General features: G+C 50.3%; 17 protein-coding genes. 11 read left to right on the top strand and 6 right to left on the bottom strand.

Annotation, left to right across the window (positions count from 1 at the left end):
* Positions 1 to 122: 122 nt before the first annotated feature.
* The gene (zwf, locus tag B3355_RS06000) at positions 123 to 1,598 is read right to left on the bottom strand and encodes a glucose-6-phosphate dehydrogenase (RefSeq protein WP_292781426.1); all 1,476 of its coding nucleotides are present in this window, start codon (positions 1,596 to 1,598) and stop codon (positions 123 to 125) included.
* A 142-nt stretch (positions 1,599 to 1,740) separates the two neighbouring features.
* Positions 1,741 to 2,649 (bottom strand): phosphogluconate dehydrogenase (NAD(+)-dependent, decarboxylating), encoded by a 909-nt coding sequence (gnd, locus tag B3355_RS05995; RefSeq protein ID WP_019881951.1) that lies wholly within the window; start codon positions 2,647 to 2,649, stop codon positions 1,741 to 1,743.
* 184 nt (positions 2,650 to 2,833) lie between these two features.
* On the opposite strand from gnd, the gene pgl reads away from it, so the two are divergent.
* The gene (gene pgl / locus B3355_RS05990; RefSeq protein ID WP_292781422.1) at positions 2,834 to 3,520 is read left to right on the top strand and encodes a 6-phosphogluconolactonase; all 687 of its coding nucleotides are present in this window, start codon (positions 2,834 to 2,836) and stop codon (positions 3,518 to 3,520) included.
* 103 nt (positions 3,521 to 3,623) lie between these two features.
* Here the strand turns inward: pgl and B3355_RS05985 are convergent, their stop codons facing one another.
* Entirely contained in the window at positions 3,624 to 4,178 is a 555-nt protein-coding gene (locus tag B3355_RS05985; protein WP_292781420.1) for a DUF1003 domain-containing protein, read from the bottom strand.
* A gap of 36 nt (positions 4,179 to 4,214) precedes the next feature.
* Complete coding sequence (apbC, locus tag B3355_RS05980) at positions 4,215 to 5,303, bottom strand: iron-sulfur cluster carrier protein ApbC (protein ID WP_292781417.1); 1,089 nt, start codon at positions 5,301 to 5,303, stop codon at positions 4,215 to 4,217.
* Between the two features lie 247 nt (positions 5,304 to 5,550).
* Between apbC and B3355_RS05975 the strand changes: the two genes are divergently transcribed.
* The 10 genes from B3355_RS05975 (at position 5,551) to B3355_RS05930 (ending at position 15,993) form a co-directional block, all read left to right on the top strand.
* Positions 5,551 to 6,009 carry a fasciclin domain-containing protein gene (locus B3355_RS05975; RefSeq protein WP_292781414.1) on the top strand — a complete coding sequence of 153 codons (459 nt, stop codon included), beginning with the start codon at positions 5,551 to 5,553 and terminating at the stop codon, positions 6,007 to 6,009.
* A gap of 163 nt (positions 6,010 to 6,172) precedes the next feature.
* Positions 6,173 to 8,245, top strand: coding sequence for a methionine--tRNA ligase (gene metG / locus B3355_RS05970; RefSeq protein ID WP_292781412.1), 2,073 nt, complete (start codon positions 6,173 to 6,175; stop codon positions 8,243 to 8,245).
* Positions 8,246 to 8,488: 243 nt separating this feature from the next.
* The gene (locus B3355_RS05965; protein WP_292781409.1) at positions 8,489 to 10,783 is read left to right on the top strand and encodes a heavy metal translocating P-type ATPase; all 2,295 of its coding nucleotides are present in this window, start codon (positions 8,489 to 8,491) and stop codon (positions 10,781 to 10,783) included.
* Between the two features lie 4 nt (positions 10,784 to 10,787).
* Positions 10,788 to 10,925, top strand: a complete 138-nt coding sequence (gene ccoS, locus B3355_RS05960) for a cbb3-type cytochrome oxidase assembly protein CcoS (RefSeq protein ID WP_019881964.1) — start codon at positions 10,788 to 10,790, stop codon at positions 10,923 to 10,925.
* A gap of 129 nt (positions 10,926 to 11,054) precedes the next feature.
* Positions 11,055 to 12,491 carry a cytochrome-c oxidase, cbb3-type subunit I gene (ccoN, locus tag B3355_RS05955; RefSeq protein ID WP_019881965.1) on the top strand — a complete coding sequence of 479 codons (1,437 nt, stop codon included), beginning with the start codon at positions 11,055 to 11,057 and terminating at the stop codon, positions 12,489 to 12,491.
* Between the two features lie 10 nt (positions 12,492 to 12,501).
* Positions 12,502 to 13,128, top strand: coding sequence for a cytochrome-c oxidase, cbb3-type subunit II (gene ccoO, locus B3355_RS05950; RefSeq protein ID WP_019881967.1), 627 nt, complete (start codon positions 12,502 to 12,504; stop codon positions 13,126 to 13,128).
* A gap of 11 nt (positions 13,129 to 13,139) precedes the next feature.
* Positions 13,140 to 13,280, top strand: coding sequence for a cbb3-type cytochrome oxidase subunit 3 (locus B3355_RS05945; RefSeq protein WP_019881968.1), 141 nt, complete (start codon positions 13,140 to 13,142; stop codon positions 13,278 to 13,280).
* Between the two features lie 30 nt (positions 13,281 to 13,310).
* A complete protein-coding gene (gene ccoP / locus B3355_RS05940; RefSeq protein ID WP_024929866.1) occupies positions 13,311 to 14,207 on the top strand; it encodes a cytochrome-c oxidase, cbb3-type subunit III in 897 nt (298 codons plus the stop codon).
* 18 nt (positions 14,208 to 14,225) lie between these two features.
* A complete protein-coding gene (ccoG, locus tag B3355_RS05935; RefSeq protein WP_292781395.1) occupies positions 14,226 to 15,671 on the top strand; it encodes a cytochrome c oxidase accessory protein CcoG in 1,446 nt (481 codons plus the stop codon).
* A gap of 58 nt (positions 15,672 to 15,729) precedes the next feature.
* Complete coding sequence (locus tag B3355_RS05930; protein ID WP_019881971.1) at positions 15,730 to 15,993, top strand: FixH family protein; 264 nt, start codon at positions 15,730 to 15,732, stop codon at positions 15,991 to 15,993.
* A gap of 17 nt (positions 15,994 to 16,010) precedes the next feature.
* Here the strand turns inward: B3355_RS05930 and B3355_RS05925 are convergent, their stop codons facing one another.
* Positions 16,011 to 16,862, bottom strand: a complete 852-nt coding sequence (locus B3355_RS05925; protein ID WP_292781392.1) for a hypothetical protein — start codon at positions 16,860 to 16,862, stop codon at positions 16,011 to 16,013.
* Positions 16,863 to 16,896: 34 nt separating this feature from the next.
* Positions 16,897 to 17,733 carry a fumarate/nitrate reduction transcriptional regulator Fnr gene (gene fnr / locus B3355_RS05920; RefSeq protein ID WP_292781390.1) on the bottom strand — a complete coding sequence of 279 codons (837 nt, stop codon included), beginning with the start codon at positions 17,731 to 17,733 and terminating at the stop codon, positions 16,897 to 16,899.
* Positions 17,734 to 17,828: the final 95 nt, after the last annotated feature.

The raw sequence follows: 17,828 nt of genomic DNA, 5'->3' as shown, positions 1-17,828 counted from the left end.
AGCGGAGTTTAAACTCCGCTTTTAATGAGTGCAAATAATAACAACAAATGTCGTCAGTTTCGCAAACTTTTTATGAATTTTTGGCGATTTATTTCACCAGCGGCATTTGCAGCCGCCAGCTATTATTTGTCGCCGCCTAATTCAATGCTGTAACGCCAGAACTGGTCTTCAGCTTCAAAAATGACTTTTGAGGCTTCAGGATCACGGTTGCCAGCTGGGTACTGGTGTACCGGCTTCTTGTCTTCAGCCCAGGCTTTGACCACTGGATCTACCAGGCGCCATTGTGCTTCAGCTTCAGAAATGTGCAGGTAGTTGGAGTTGTCACCTTGCATCAGGTTCAGCAGCAGGGCTTCGTATGCATCTACGGAGTCGTCGCTATCCCAACGGTTGGCCGCATCCAGCTGAATGGTACGGGTTTGTACATCCAGGCCTGGAATCTTGGATTGGACTTCCAGTTTAATACACTCGCGCGGCTGGATACCAATGATGAGCCAGTTTTGATCCTGGTCATTGATCTGCAGCGGTGCTTTTTTGAAGCGGATAGAAATACGGGTATCGGCTTCGTGCAGGCGCTTGGCGGTGCGGATGTAGAACGGCACACCTTTCCAGCGTGGATTGTCGATAAACAATTTCAGCGCGGCATAGGTTTCAACTACGCTGTCATTATTGCCCAGCTCTTCCAGGTAACCAGGCACTTTTTCGCCATTGATTTCACCGGCAGCATATTGCGCACGGAAAGCATGTTTTTCCAGCTCGCTCACCGGGATCGGGCGAATTTCTTCCAACAGTTTGATTTTTGCATCGCGCACGCCTTCAGGAGACAGGTCTTTCGGCTGTTCCATGGCAGTCAGTGCCAATGTTTGCAGAATGTGGCTCTGCAACATGTCGCGCAATGCGCCAGTGCTGTCGTAGAACTGCGTACGGTCGCCTACACCCAGCATTTCGGTGTTGGTGATTTGTACGTGATCAATGTACTGGTTGTTCCAGATTGGCTCTAACACGGTGTTGGTAAAGCGTTGCAGCAAAATGTTTTGCAGTGCTGATTTACCCAGGTAGTGGTCGATACGGTAGATCTGGCTTTCTTTGAGATGCTTGGTGATTGCGGCTTGCAGCTCTTTCGCAGATGGCAGATCGGTACCAAATGGTTTCTCGATCACCACACGGCGCCAGTATTTGTCTTCTTGCGTCAGGCCAACATTGGCCAATGATTCCACCACTGGGGCGAAGTCAACTGGACGCACGGACAGGAAGTAAGCCAGGTTTTGCGGGAAAACGCTTTCGTCGCTGAGGGTGGCTTTCAGTTTGCTAAATGCATCCGGGTCAGTCGGTGGGTTGGCGTGGTAGAAGTTACGCGCGATAAAGCGCTCAAACACAGCCTGGTCATACCCTTTTTTAAATTTGGCATCCAGCATGCTTTTGATGTCTGCACGCCAGGCTTCCAGGTCAACCACTTGACGGCCAACGCCTACAATTTTCAGGTCTGCTGGCAAGCGGCCCAGTGAGTCCAGTCTGAACAGACCAGGATAAAGTTTTACGCGGGCCAGGTTGCCACTAGCGCCAAACAGCACCAGTGTGCATGGATCAATTTTATTCGTCATTTCTAACCTTAAGATAAAAATGTAAACGGGAAAGGGCAAGCCTTTCCCATATATTTGCTACCGTAAGTTCTCACTCTTTGAGTACTCACAGCCGCTCTAAATAATAAGCAAAAAGCCTCTCGACACGAGAGGCTCATATTGATTACTTAGATGATTTTACTGCGTGACCGCCAAATGCATTACGCATCAGGGACAACAGCTTGTAGCTATAACCATCTGCATCCTGGCTGCGGAAGCGCGCTTGCAATGCTACTGTCAGCACTGGTGCTGCAACGCCTTGCTCAACGGCTTCAACTACTGTCCAACGACCTTCGCCGGAGTCAGCAACATAAGGAGCGATGCCTTCCAGTGTCTGATCACCTTTCAATGCTTCGGCTGTCAGGTCCAGCAACCAGCTACGTACCACGGAACCATGACGCCACAATTCAGTGATTTGTGCCAGATCCAGGTTGAAGTCTTCTTTACCTTTGATCAGGTCCAAACCTTCGGCAAATGCTTGCATCATGCCGTATTCGATACCGTTATGGATCATTTTGGTGAAGTGACCGGAACCTACTGGACCCACGTGCGCCCAACCGCGGTCAGCGTGTGTCAGTGCTTGTGCATAAGGTGCCAATACGTCTGCGTATTGCTTGTCGCCGCCGTACATCAGGCAGTAACCGTTGTCCAGGCCCCAAACGCCACCGGAAGTACCACAGTCAATAAAGCCGATACCATGTTCAGCTAACATTGCGCCACGGCGCTGACTGTGTTTGTAGTTTGAGTTGCCGCCGTCGACGATGATGTCGCCTTTGTTCAGCAGAGGGATCAAATCTTTGATTTGATTTTCGGTGATTTCACCAGCTGGTAACATCAACCAGACAATTTTTTGGCCTTCGAGTTTGCTGACTGCATCAGCGACTGAGGTTGCTGCTTCCAGACCTTCTTCTTTTACGAGTCTGTTAACGAATTCGGTATTGAAGTCAAAACCAACCACGTTAATTTTGTGACGCAGCAAGCGTGCAGCCATGTTGCCGCCCATTTTGCCCAAGCCAATCATTGCTAATTTCATTCGGATTTTCCTATGGTGTGAGGATAGTTTTAAGAGACACCCATCTTTTGGATGGCATGAACTCGATCAGTGCTTCGGATAATTTTGCAGAATTATCATGTCGAGTCAGATATAATTATAGCAAATGCAGTCACGCACTAAAAGGCTGCGCACGCTTTTTTGTATTGTTTTTTACAGGTTTTCTATGTCTTTGAATTCTCAAACTCGTTGGCACTCGTTTCAATCTCAGGAAGAAATTAACCAGGCAGCACTCAATAGAGTGCTGGCAGCAGCGGATGCAGCCATCGCCAAACATGGTAGTTTTCTGGTTGTACTGGCGGGTGGCAGCACCCCCAAAGCCGTTTATCAATTATTAGCCAAGGCAAATGCCGACTGGGCTAACTGGCATGTGTATCATAATGATGACCGCTGCCTGCCAGTCGATCATGTCGAGCGTAACAGCAAGATGGCGCGCGATGCCTGGTTAAGTCATGTGGCGATTCCCGAAAGCCAGATTCACGATATTCCGGCTGAATTGGGCAATATTGAAGGCGCCAAGGCGTATGCGGAAACGCTTAAAGGTGTGCGTACGTTTGACCTGGTGATTTTAGGCCTGGGTGAAGATGGCCATACTGCCAGCCTGTTCCCGGGCCAGGTGGTGAATAACACCGCCGATGCCGTGCCGGTATTCAACTCTCCCAAACCGCCAGCAGACCGCATTACGATTAGCCAGGACCGCCTGAATAATACGCATGAAGTCATGTTCCTGGTGACGGGTGCGGGTAAGCAGGAGGCTGTCGATAACTGGCGTAATGGTGTGGCTATTCCGGCGACCTTGATTCAATCGCCGAACGGTGTCGATGTCTATTGCTTTGGTGTGGCGTTGAGTTAGTATTTTTTAAGCCACAGAGAACATAGAGGCCACAGAGAGAAATCTTTGTGGCTTTTTTATTCACTCTGTGGCCTCTGTGAACTCTGTGGCTGATGATATTTTTTTAATTTTTTTCGGCTAATAGCTTTTCAAGCAAGTTGATTTGCTGTTGTTGCAACTGAATCAGTTCCTGCCACTGTTGCTCACGCAAACCGTCCAGCTTTTCATGGAGCAGCAAAATCTCTAATTCTGCTTTTAAATTCACTTCGTAGTCGTGCTCGGCCTGACGTCTGTCAACTTCTGACTGCCGGTTTTGCGACATCAGGATAATGGGTGCCTGAATGGACGCCAGCATGGATAAAAACAGGTTGAGCAGAATATAGGGATAGGGGTCGAATGCGCGGTCATAGTGCAGCAGAATGACGGAATTCAGAATCACCCAGCTCACTAGAATCAGCACAAAAATGAAAATAAATGACCAGGAGCCGCCAAAGCGCGCCATGGCATCAGCCGCGCGTTGGCCACGACTGGGCGTTTCGTGGGTGTGATGCACGGCCAGGTTGCGCGAAACCGGATGGCGCTCGGTCATATGCCGGGCGACACGTTGCATATGTTCATCCATGGCCTCGTACTGCGCGCCCATCAGGCCTTCTGCAATATGGTGCTTGCGGGTTGTCATACGCAACGTCCTTCGATGATTGGGCTTAATAGGCGATCAGGTTTTTTGAATAACAATATTAGGGAATTTTGCGCTGTGGTCGAGGCTGGCGATGGCAATTTTACTCGCAGCTTTACGCGCGATCTCTTTATAGCTTTGCGCAACGGCACTGTCAGGTGAGGCGACGACAGTGGGCTGGCCACCATCGGCCTGCATGCGGATGTTAATATCCAGCGGCAGGCTGCCGAGTAAGTCTATGTTGTAATCACTGGCCATCAGAGCGCCGCCACCCGTGCCAAAGATATGTTCTTCGTGGCCGCAGTTAGAGCAAATATGCGTGCTCATATTTTCGACGATGCCTAAAATCGGGATGCCGACTTTCTCAAACATTTTCAAGCCTTTGCGCGCATCAAGCAGGGCAATGTCTTGCGGGGTGGTGACGATAATGGCGCCGGTTACCGGGATTTTTTGTGCCAGAGTCAGCTGGATATCGCCAGTGCCCGGTGGCAGGTCAATCACCAGGTAGTCCAGGTCTTGCCAGCGTGTGTCGCGTAATAATTGCTCTAACGCACCAGTGACCATAGGGCCGCGCCATACCATGGGGGTATCAGTGTCGACCAGAAAACCTATGCTCATGGCCTGGATGCCATGCGCACGCATAGGTTCTATGCTTTTGCCATCGGCACTATCCGGGCGGCCGGAAATGCCCAGCATCTGTGGCTGGCTAGGGCCGTAAATATCAGCATCCAGCAAACCCACAGTAGCCCCTTCGGCGGCTAAGGCCAGCGCCAGGTTCACTGAGGTAGTGGATTTGCCGACGCCACCTTTGCCCGAGGCCACGGCAATCACATTTTTCACGTTCGGTAATAAATTGACGCCACGTTGTACGCCATGCGCCACGATGCGGCTGCCCACATTCACCGTGATCTTGGCAATGCCATCTATGCCTTTAAGTACGTCAGTCACTTGCTGGCGAATCGGCTCCAGCTGGCTCTTCGCCGGGTAGCCCAGCACCACATCCAGGCTGACATCATTGCCATTGATTTGAATGTTCTTGATCGACTTCGTGCTGAGGAAGTCTTTGCCGGTATTGGGGTCTATGCACAGTTTTAAGGTGCTTTGAATGATTAATTCGCTAATGGCCATGCTTGAGGTTCCTGCAGAAATTCCTGACTAAATGAATCAGGAATTCTACTCCAACAGACCCTCTTCGTCATGTTATCTACGGGGGATTTGTCGCTGGCCGGTATCCATCATGCGATTGGTAAGTTGGCTGTAAGCTGCGGGCACGCTTGGGTAAGCTAGGCGTAAGCCTGAGCGGATAGTGTAAGCAGGTCGGTAGTTGTGGTTTTAAACCGGACATTTAGTTTTTACATTTATCAGGAGACATCATATGAAGAAAATTCTCGCATTCACGCTGTTAGCCATCAGTTTTTCTGGTGCGGCTAGTGCAGATACTTTGCTACAAACAGTACAGCAAGATGGTAGCTTTCAGACCTTTGCCAAAGCGGTTAAAGTGGCAGGCCTTGAAGACGCACTCAATGGCAGCGGCCCGATTACCTTGTTCGCGCCCAATGATGCTGCGTTTGCCAAGTTGCCCAAAGCCAAGCTGAATGCACTCATGTCCAATAGCGAGGCGCTCAAGAAAGTACTTTCCTATCATGTTTACCCTGGCAAAATCACCCAGGCGGACGTGAGCGCGGGTAAGGTGAAGTCATTGGAGGGCGCTGATTTACAGTTATCGGTCACCGATGGCGTCAAAGTGAATAATGTGAAAGTGGTTGGCGATGAAATTAATGCCGATAACGGTGTGATTCATACGGTGAGTGCCGTGCTGATGCCTAAAAGTTAATCAGGAAAATGCTGGTGAGGCCGGGCAACAAATTGCATCGGTCTCGCGGTGTTTTCAGGATGTTAGGACCTGTTCGCACGTTTTACCAATGATTAAAGATAAAGATTCGTTGAAACTGCAAGGGGTTTGCTAAAATAGCGGTTTTTATCTTGGTCTTGTTTTCATGACACGCAAACTTCTGGTGACGTCCGCCTTGCCATATGCCAACGGCAGCATTCATTTGGGGCATCTGGTTGAGTATATTCAAACCGATATCTGGGTGCGTTTTCAGAAAATGCAGGGCCATACTGCGCACTATGTCTGCGCGGACGACACCCACGGTACGCCTATCATGCTGCGTGCAGAAAAAGAAGGTATCACGCCGGAAGCGCTGATTGAGAAAGTGCATGCCGAGCACAGTCAGGATTTTGCCGAATTTTTAGTGCAGTTCGATAACTATTACTCGACCAACTCGGAAGAGAATCGCCAGTTGTCCGGCAATATTTATCGTGCGCTCAAGGCCAACGGCAAAATTGCCACCAAAACCATAGAGCAATATTTTGACCCGGTTAAAAACATGTTTTTGCCGGACCGCTTTATCAAAGGCGAATGCCCGAAATGCCATGCCAAAGACCAGTACGGCGATAACTGCGAAGTATGCGGCACGACCTATAGCCCGACGGAGTTGATTAACCCGTTCTCGGCCGTGTCTGGCGCGACGCCGGTGCGTAAGGAAACTGAGCACTACTTCTTTAAACTCAGTGAGTGTGCAGACTTTTTGCGTGACTGGACGCGTTCTGGCACCTTACAGGCCGAAGCTGCCAATAAAATGAGTGAATGGGTGGGCGAAGCAGGCGAGAATAAACTCTCTGACTGGGATATTTCGCGCGATGCGCCTTATTTCGGTTTCGAAATTCCGGATGCACCAGGTAAGTACTTCTATGTCTGGCTGGATGCGCCGATTGGTTATATGGCCAGCTTTAAAAACCTGTGTGCCAAAGCGGACATAGACTTTGATGAATACTGGAAAAAGGATTCGACGACAGAGTTGTATCATTTTATCGGCAAGGATATCCTGTACTTCCATGCCTTGTTCTGGCCTGCAACACTGGAGTATTCTGGTCACCGCACGCCAACCCAAGTATTCGCGCATGGCTTTTTGACCGTGAATGGCGAGAAAATGTCCAAGTCGCGTGGCACGTTTATCACTGCACGTAGCTATCTGGAACATGTGAAGAATCCGGAATACCTGCGTTATTACTATGCGGCCAAATTGAATGGCAGTATGGAAGACATTGATCTCAATCTCGAAGATTTTGTCGCCCGCGTCAACAGTGACCTGGTCGGTAAATACATTAATATTGCCAGTCGTACAGCCGGTTTCGTGGCTAAAAAGTTTGATAACAAGCTGATTGATGCCCGGCATGCGGTGATTGAGGAGATGCGCGCTGCAGCCCCTGCAATTGCCGAGGCATATGCCGCCCGTGACTTCGCGCGTGCGTTGCGCGAGATCATGAAGCTGACGGATGCTGCCAATGCTTATGTAGCCGAAGCTGCGCCCTGGGTAGTTGCCAAAGATGACAGTAAAGCGGCTGAGCTGCATACTATTTGCAGCAATGCATTGGAGATGTTCCGTTTACTGACGATTTACCTGAAACCAGTGTTGCCAAATATTGCCGTGGCCGTGGAAGCGTTCCTGAATGTGCAGCCATTGCAGTGGTCCGATGTTGGCCAGGGCTTGGGCGCGCAAACGATACAACCTTATAATCATATGGTGACGCGCCTGGAAGGCAAGCAGATCGAAGCCATGGTGGAAGCCAATAAAGATAGCTTGCAAGCGGCGTCTACACCGGCTAAAACGGAATCGGCTGCGAAAACATCGGCCAAGAGTGAGGCGAAAGCGGATACGCCAGCGGTAGAAGAGGGCGCGTATATTTCGATTGATGATTTTACCAAGGTCGATCTGCGTATTGCGCACATTGTCAGTGCCGAACATGTGGAAGGGGCTGAAAAGCTACTCAAACTGTTGCTGGATATTGGTGAGGAAAAACCGCGTCAGGTATTTGCCGGTATTAAGTCTGCCTATGACCCGGCCACGCTGGTAGGGCGTTTAACCGTGATGGTGGCTAACCTGGCGCCGCGCAAGATGAAGTTTGGCATGAGCGAAGGCATGGTGCTGGCGGCCAGCGATGAGCGTGGCGGTCCTTATATTCTGTCGCCAGACAGTGGGGCGCAAGCAGGCATGCGCGTGAAGTAAGGCGAATGTAAAAGTAAGTGGTGCTGGCGCGAGTTTGTGCTGGCACTTCTCTTCTTTTTGCGTGTCGTTTATTGTGCTATATCAAAGCTTCACCGGCAGTTGGCTGTTCTAATCATATTTGAGCAAAGTGTGGCACCTTGAAAGAGCGTGGCGCTTTTCACAAAACGGCTAACACATTGATTTATATTATATTCAATCATATAATATAAAGTTATATATTGTTGACGGACGGTCCATCACCCAATGGCAAAACCTTTAGCAGCAAGCAGTGCGAATCCCTGGCAAGGGCTGGATATCCAGTCTGAGTGGGAGCGATTTAGTCAGCGCGATGCATCCTCTGCTGAGGTATGGACCTCTCATGTATGGGTCGATAATATGCATTGCGCCGCTTGCAGTGGGCGTATTGAACAAACTATCAAACAACAGCGCGGCGTGCTTGCCGTACAAGCCAGCGCCGCTTCCAAACGTGTCCGCGTGGTCTGGGATGCGAAACAAACTTCCCCTTCTCACTGGTTTGCCAATTTAAACGAGATTGGTTACCCGGCGTTACCCCTTAACGAATACAGCGCTATTTCGGATCGTACTGTCCAGCAACGCAAGATGTTATGGCGCCTGGTCGTGGCCGTGTTCTGCATGATGCAGGTCATGATGTATGCCTATCCTACTTATTGGTCTGATAGCAATGATATGGCGCCAGATATGGTGCAGCTCATGAAATGGGCCTCCTGGGTGCTGACCCTGCCGGTCATGCTATTTTCAGCTACGCCGTTTTTGTCCCAGGCCTGGGCAAGTATCAAGCAGCGCCAGTTAGGCATGGATGTACCGGTGTCGCTGGGTATTCTGGCAGCGTTTGTGATGAGCACATTGGCCACGTTTGCGCCAGGCGGCTGGTGGGGTGACGTGGTTTATTATGACTCGCTGACCATGTTTGTCAGCTTTCTGCTGATTGGTCGCTGGCTGGATGTCAAATTGCGCAACCGCACGGCTGGTGCCTTGGAAAACATGATGCGCCGCTTGCCACATGCGGTGCTTAAGAAAAATGCCGCCGGTGAGTGGGTGCAAATCGCCGCGACTAATATCAATGTCGGCGATGTGCTTTATGTGCGTCCCGGCGAAGTGTTTGCGGCCGATGGCCTGATCTTGGTTGGCAGCACAAGTGCTGATGAGTCCATGTTGACTGGTGAATCCGAGCCAGTGATGAAGCCCGCAGGCGCAAAGGTCATCGCTGGCTCCGGCAATTTAACTTCTGCCATTGAAATGCAGGTGGAGCAGGTAGGCGAGGGCACGCAATACCATGCGTTGGTCAACCTCATGGCGTCTGCTTCTACTGAAAAACCTGGCATTGCCTTGCTGGCAGATAAAGTCGCGCAACCATTCTTGTGGGCTGTGTTGCTGGCCGCCATCTATGCTGTTTTTTACTGGTGGACGACCGATCCTGCCAAAGCGATTATGTCGGCTGTGGCCGTACTTGTCGTGACTTGTCCATGTGCATTATCCCTGGCAACGCCCGCGGCCATGCTGGCTAGTGCTGGTACTTTTGCCAAAGGCGGTGTGCTGATCCGCCGTTTGCAAGCGATACAGGCGATCAGCGAAGTGGACACCGTTGTATTCGATAAAACCGGCACCCTGACTGAGAATGTGCAGCAAGTGACATTGGCAGACAGTCACGCAGACTGGGATTCGCAATGGCTACTTGATGTGATTGCCAGCATGAGCCGGGATTCCTTGCATCCGGTAGCTCAGGCCTTGCATGGCTTTGCCTTGCAGCATGATGCGCAAGATCAACTGCCTATGCAGGATTGGCAAGAGATTGTCGGTGGCGGCATGTCTGCTACATTTCATGCACCAAACGGCGCATTACTGCCGGTGAAGCTAGGCAATGCAGAATTTTGTGGTGTAAGTGATGAGGCCGAGAGCGAAGCGTTGCGCCAGGTGTATGTCACTACAGGCGAAATCACGCTGATGCGACTGACGTTGTCCGAGCAGGTAAAACCACATGCCAAGGCAGCGATTTCACAATTAATTGCAAATGGGCTTGATATTCAACTGTTATCTGGTGATAGAATAGCGCCCGTTAAAAACCTCGCAGCGCAACTGGGAATCCAGCGCGCATTCGGGTTACAAAAAGCAGCAGATAAGCTGCAGCATGTAAAGTTGTTGCAACAACAGGGGCGGAAAGTATTAATGGTTGGTGATGGTTTGAATGACGGCCCTGTCATTGCAGCAGCGCATACTTCTATTGCAATGGGTTCCGGCGTCCCTTTGACGCAGGCACAGGCCGATATGGTGGTGTTGGGTAATGATATCGGTGTGCTGGTTTCGCTCATTTCGCATTGTCAAAAAACCATTCTCATCGTAAAACAGAATTTGTTGTGGGCTGCGTTGTATAACGCAGCTGGTGTGCCATTGGCGATTATGGGCTTATTGCCTGCCTGGTTAGCCGGGTTGGGCATGGCGGCCAGTTCGCTTTTGGTATTGCTGAATGCATTACGTTTGACCGACTGGAATAAGTCGGGCTGGCAGAAAGGTCAGGCATAGCGTTATGGAAATTGCATTTTTATTGATCCCGCTGGCGGTGTTGCTGGTGTTTGTCATTCTGGGTGGCCTCTGGTGGGCAATCCAGACCGGGCAATTTGAAGACCTGGAAGAAGAAGGTTCCCGAATTCTTGAGCAGGATTAAGAATTTTTGAACAGGATTGATATGTGTCAAATCAGATGTGTGACAAGTCTGAGATGATCAGGTTGAACAACTAAATTTTTTAGAATTTTTTTAGTGTTGGGTGTTTGTTTTAATCATTGGGAGAAATCCATGCAAAATGCAACCGTGAAGGCTGCGACCTATAACGATACCGTGGTCCGCCAGTTTGCCATCATGGCAGTGGTCTGGGGTGTTGTTGGTACATTGATGGGCGTGATTATCGCGTCTCAGCTGGTGTGGCCAGAGCTTAACCTGGGCTTGCCGTATACCTCTTTTGGCCGTTTACGACCACTGCATACCAATGCAGTGATTTTCGCATTTGGTGGCTGTGCTTTATTTGCTACCTCATACTATGTCGTGCAACGTACCTGCCAGACCCGTTTGTTTAGCGACAAACTGGCCAGTTTTACTTTCTGGGGCTGGCAAGCCGTGATTGTCGCCGCAGCCATCTCCTTGCCATTGGGTTATACCCAGGGTAAAGAGTACGGCGAACTGGAGTGGCCAATTGATATCCTGATTGCGATCGTATGGATTTCTTACGCGGTTGTGTTCTTCGGTACGATCGGTATCCGCAAGGTCAAGCATATCTACGTAGCTAACTGGTTCTACGGTGCCTTTATTCTGGCGGTGGCCTTGTTGCACATCGTTGAGAGTGCTGCAATCCCGGCTGGCTGGTTCAAGTCTTACTCTGCTTACGCAGGTGTGCAAGATGCGATGGTGCAGTGGTGGTATGGTCACAACGCGGTAGGTTTCTTCCTGACAGCGGGTTTCCTCGGCATGATGTACTACTTTGTACCTAAGCAAGCTGAGCGTCCTGTGTACTCTTACAGCTTGTCTATCGTGCACTTTTGGGCACTGATCTTCACTTACATGTGGGCGGGTCCGCACCACCTGCATTACACCGCTTTGCCTGACTGGACACAGTCCTTGGGTATGGTGTTGTCTTTAATTCTGTTTGCACCAAGCTGGGGCGGTATGATCAACGGTATCATGACCTTGTCCGGCGCCTGGCACAAACTGCGCACTGACCCTATCTTGCGCTTCCTGATCGTTTCCCTGTCTTTCTACGGTATGAGTACCTTTGAAGGTCCGATGATGGCGATTAAGACTGTGAACGCTTTGTCTCACTACACTGACTGGACCGTTGGTCACGTGCACTCTGGTGCTCTGGGCTGGGTTGGTTTCATTTCTATCGGTTCCCTGTACTTCCTGATTCCACGTTTGTTCGGTCAGAAAACCATGTATAGCGTGAAAGCGATTGAAGTGCATTTCTGGATGGCAACCATCGGCGTGGTGTTGTATATCGCTGCGTTGTGGATCTCTGGCGTGATGGAAGGCCTGATGTGGCGTGCAATGAACGCTGACGGTACATTGGCTTATACCTTCGTTGAGAGTGTGAAAGCCAAGTTCCCATACTACTTCACACGTGCATTGGGTGGTTTCCTGTATATGAGCGGTTTGGTGATCATGTTGTGGAACACATATAAAACAGCCACTAATGGCAAACCAGCAACGGTAGAAGTACCAGCTGTTGTTGCACACGCTTAAGGAGCTCACTATGGCAACGCATCAAAATAATAGTGGCAATCTGCACGAAAAGATTGAAACCAATAACTTCCTGTTGATCGTACTGACCTTCATTACGATCTCCTTTGGTGGCCTGGTTGAAATCGTGCCTTTGTTTTTCCAAAAATCCCTGACTGAACCTATCCGTGGGTTGGAGCCATACACTGCGCTGCAATTGGCTGGTCGTGACATTTACCTGCGTGAAGGTTGCTACAACTGCCACTCACAGATGATCCGTCCGTTCCATGCTGAAACATTGCGTTATGGCCACTACTCTGTAGCGGGTGAGTACGTGTATGACCACCCGTTCCAGTGGGGCAGCAAGCGTACCGGTCCTGACTTGCACCGTGTCGGTGGCAAATACAGTGACGACTGGCATCGTGTGCACTTGAACCAGCCGCGTGACGTTGTGCCGGAATCCATCATGCCAGCCTACCCATGGTTGAATGAAAACCTGGTGAACGATGAAACGATTGGTGACCATATGGTTGCGCTGCGTAAAGTGGGCGTGCCTTACACCGATGAGCAGATCAAGGCTGCTGGCGCAGATATCAAGGGTAAAACCGAGATGGATGCACTGGTTTCATACCTGCAAGTACTGGGTACACACCTGAAATAAGGAGACGCGCCATGGATATCATCAACCTGTTACGCATATTGTTTACAGTACTGAGTTTTGTCCTGTTTATCGCAATCCTGGTTTGGGCATGGCGCAATCGTCACTCCGCACAATTCAAGGACGCGCAGAACCTGCCGTTCGATCAAGACTAATATTTGTGCGGACATGTTAAGGAAAACATCATGAATGATTTTGTAAATGGATTTTGGCCGATCTGGATTTCGACCATTACCTTGGGTGGGATCGCTTTTTGTGTCGGTTTGCTGATTTTCGCAAGCCGCGTCAAAGTGCCTCTGGATAGTGACAACACCAATGGTCACGAGTGGGACGGCATTAAAGAAATGAACAATCCGCTGCCAATGTGGTGGGTAGGTTTGTTTATCATTACCGTTATTTTTGGCCTGACTTACTTGTACCTGTTCCCTGGCTTGGGTACTTACAATGGTAAATTTGGCTGGACGGGCGTCAAGCAATACGAAGTTGAAGTGGCTAAAAACAATGAAAAAATTGCACCGCTGTATGCCAAATATGCGGCGATGCCGGTTGAAGAAGTGGCTAAAATTCCGGAAGCCCGTGATATTGGCAAGCGTATTTTCCTCAACAACTGTGCCGCTTGCCATGGTTCAGATGCCAAGGGTAGCCGTGGTTTCCCTAACCTGACGGATACCGACTGGTTGTATGGCGGTAGCCCAGAGCGTATTAAAGAAACCATTACGGGTGGCCGTATCGGCATGATGCCGCCGATGGCAGCCGCTGTCGGTAATGAAGAAGACGTGAAAAACGTGGCTAACTACGTATTAAGTCTGTCTGGCAGTATTCATGACTCTGGTCGTGCCAATGCCGGTAAAGACAAGTTTGTCGTGTGTGCAGCTTGCCACGGCCCTGAAGGCAAAGGTAACCAGATGATTGGTGCACCTAACCTGTCAGACAACACCTGGTTGCATGGCCAGGGTGAAGCCGCGATTATCAAGCGTATTCACGAAGGTAAAACCAACCAGATGCCAGCCTGGCAAGAGAAATTCAGCCCGGAGCAAATTCATTTGCTGACCGCTTATGTTTGGGGCCTCTCCAACAAGTAAGCGAATGCAGATAAATACATGAGCGATACTAAACAAAGCGCTGTGAACAAAACCACCATCCGTGAACAGGAGGTGGTTTTGTCACTTTATAAGTCCGAAGATAAGATTTATGCCCGCCATGTCTCCGGTTTATTTAATAACTGGCGTTGGGTCATGGTGTGGGCAACGCAGCTGTTCTTCTACGGTGTGCCGTGGTTGCAATGGGATGGTCGACAGGCCATGCTGTTTGACCTGGAAGGCATGCGGTTTTATGTGTTTGGCCTGATCTTCCATCCGCAGGACCTGATTTACCTGGCATTCCTGTTGATTGTCTCTGCACTTTCCCTGTTCCTGTTTACGGCGATTGCCGGACGCTTGTGGTGCGGTTACACCTGTCCGCAAACGGTATATACCGAAATCTATATGTGGATGGAGCAGAAAATAGAAGGTGACCGTATCGCTCGCATGCGTCTTGATGACAGCAAGTGGAACCTGAACAAAGTTACACGTAAATCCCTGAAACAGTTCGCCTGGATCGGGTTTGGTTTGTGGACCGGTGTGACGTTTGTCGGCTACTTTACACCCATGCGTGAACTGGTTCCAAGCTTGCTGCAATTTCAAGCCGGTGGCTGGGAAACCTTCTGGGTATGTTTTTATGGCTTTGCGACCTATGGTAACGCAGGTTACATGCGTGAGCAGGTCTGTAAATACATGTGCCCGTATGCACGCTTCCAGAGTGCCATGTTTGACGGCGACACCATGACGGTGACTTACGATGAAGCACGTGGTGAGCCACGTGGTTCACGCTCTAAAAAAGCGGGTGAGAATGCCAATGGACTGGGCAGTTGCATTGATTGCAGTATTTGCGTACAAGTATGCCCGACCGGCATCGATATCCGAGACGGCTTGCAATACGAGTGCATCGGCTGTGGTGCCTGTATTGATGCCTGTGACGATGTGATGGATAAGATGGGCTATGCCAAAGGCCTGATTAAATATACGACGCAAAATGGCATGGAAAATCGCTGGACCCGTCAGCAGATGCTTGCGCGTTTGCTCAGGCCACGCGTGCTGATTTATTCGACCATTCTGGTGATCATGGTGGTCGGTATGGGGGTCGGTATCTACTTTAAGCCTGACTTCAGGCTCGATGTGTTGCGTGATCGCTCGGTGATGGCGCGTTACACCAACGATGGCAATATTGAGAATGTGTACAATCTCAAGCTGGAAAATGAGACCGAATCTGTGCGCGATTATGATTTGCAAGTCACGGGTTTACCCGCGCTCGCCGTCCATTTTTCAGACAATAACAGTCAGCAGCTCAAAGCACTCAAACCTTTTGAAAAGCGCAATGTCATAGTCGAGATACAGGTGCCCGAAGCTGAAACGCGTGCCGGATCGCACAAGATTTTCTTTGAGTTGACTGACATTGAGGCCAAAGAAACAATTAAGGAAAAATCTGTCTTTATTGTCCCCAGTAATTAGCGGTTAAGGCATGGCCTAGCGCAAGGTGGCATAAAGCAGCATAGATAAAGGAACACAGATGGTTGAAACACAAAAATGGTACCAGAATGCGTATGTCTGGCTGATTATTGGCGGCCCGTCTCTGGTCGTTGTGGCGTCTTTTATCACCTTGTATCTGGCCATTACGCATCCGGATCCGGCCATTGATGACTATTACCGCAAGGGCATAGAAATCAATAAAACGCTGGATGCGCAAGGCCATGATGTGCAGGACGAAGCCATGGCGCCTGCCATTCAGGCGCGCAACCATGCACAAACCGGCCTTAAACCAGCTGAAGAATAGCCGCTTAACGTTACCGCCTAGACGAACATGCGCACGCGAAATCCCTGCGTGCGCAATGTGCTGGCATATTTCTCTAATATTTTCTCTGAAGTGGCCTGAATGCAGCCGCGTAGGTCTTGCTGGCTGGGTCTGGCAATGCCGTATAGCAGGATGCCGCTGATGCGCTGTTTCAATGGCAATAAAGCTTCCATATAGCCTGGCAGCGTTGGCGTGGTCACGCTCTCCCCGTGCAGTGTTCTACTGAAAATGGCAGTTTGCACCCAGGTTGGGCAAAGCGTGCAGCAAGTTTGCAGGCGCTGCAAATGCAAGGCCAGAGGCAAATGCGTATCGTTGACAGCCAGCATCTCGCCATCATTACCTGCATCCAGTTTGAACCATACCTCTCCGCCCATCTCGTGTAAGCGTTTGAGTGCATGCTGTATATGCGCGTGCTGCAACTGGCTGCCATTGGTGATGAGCCGCAGGCAAGCCGGGCGGTCATGTGGTTTGCGCTGTTGCATCAGGTGGGCAACCATATCGAGGATGTCTGCAAACTGCGGCGAAGTTGTCGGTTCGCCGTCACCCGCAAAGGCAATATCCTGTACGCAGTCATGCAGGCTGTAAATGCTGTCGTGGATATGGTGCGTGAGCCAGCCCAGGCAGTCTGCCAGCTCTTGTTGCAGAAGCTGGCTATCAATGACGGGCGAAGGGCCGCGTTGTAAACCGGGCACCTGGCAGTACACACAGTGCCAGTTACAGCAATGATTGGGGTGCAGGTTAATGCCGATGGAAATGCCTTGCGCGCGGCGTGACCACACCGGGTAAATGTAGCGCCATTCGCGTGTTGCCACAAATCCGCTTAAGGCCTCAAAGAGGGCAGAGGTCTCCATCTCTACACCGCCGTGATCAAGCGTTAACGGTGGGCTAGCAAGTGCTGGCGTTAAAGATGGTCTTCAGTTTATCGTGATCAAGAATGCGGATATTCTTTTGTTTTACTTCAATAATGCCTTCTTCGCTAAATTTAGAGAAGGTGCGGCTCACGGTTTCCAGTTTCATGCCCAGGTAGCTGCCGATTTCTTCGCGGGTCATGCGTAAAATTAATTCACTTTTTGAGTAACCGCGTGCGTGCAAACGTTGCAGTAAATTGAGCAGGAAAGCCGCCAGGCGTTCTTCGGCGCGCATATTGGCCAGCAACATCATGACGCCATTTTCGCGCACAATTTCGCGGCTCATGATTTTGTGCACATGGCGTTGCAGCATAGGGATTTGACGTGACAGGTCTTCGACGTGGTTAAATGGCATCACGCAGACTTCGGCATCTTCCAGAGCGATGGCATTGCAATTGTGCTTGTCACTGACGATGCCATCCAGGCCCATGATTTCACCCGCCATTTGAAAGCCGGTGACTTGTTCGCGGCCATCCTCAGATACCACACAGGTTTTAAAAAAACCGGTACGAATCGCATACAAGGTGGTGAATGGGTCGCCGCTGCTAAACAGGTGCCCCCCTTGTTTGACTTTCTTTCTGGTGGCGACCATGCCATCCAGCTGGCTCATCTCGTCCGTGCTTAAACCTATGGGCAGACACAGCTCACGCAGGTTGCAGTTAGAGCAGGCCACCTTGAAACTGGATTCGGCTTGCATGGGAGATGTCCTTGGCAGTCGTTGATCTTGCGACTGATTATACGCCTCCTGCGCCTTGATTTCATGGGTGGTGATTTCATCCGTGGCGACTTCATGTGCTGCAATGGCATTTAACATGATGCTTTTACTCTTCCCTATTATAGTGCGTTGCATTATGCACGCGTAGCTGACCGGACTATTTGATATGCATCAAGAAGTCATGGTTTGCTTTA

Origin of the sequence: Methylophilus sp. UBA6697 (genome assembly GCF_002454655.1) — a bacterium.
Lineage (GTDB): Bacteria > Pseudomonadota > Gammaproteobacteria > Burkholderiales > Methylophilaceae > Methylophilus.
The sequence above is the reverse complement of the archived record's forward strand: the minus strand, read 5'-3'. Positions and strand labels throughout refer to the sequence as shown.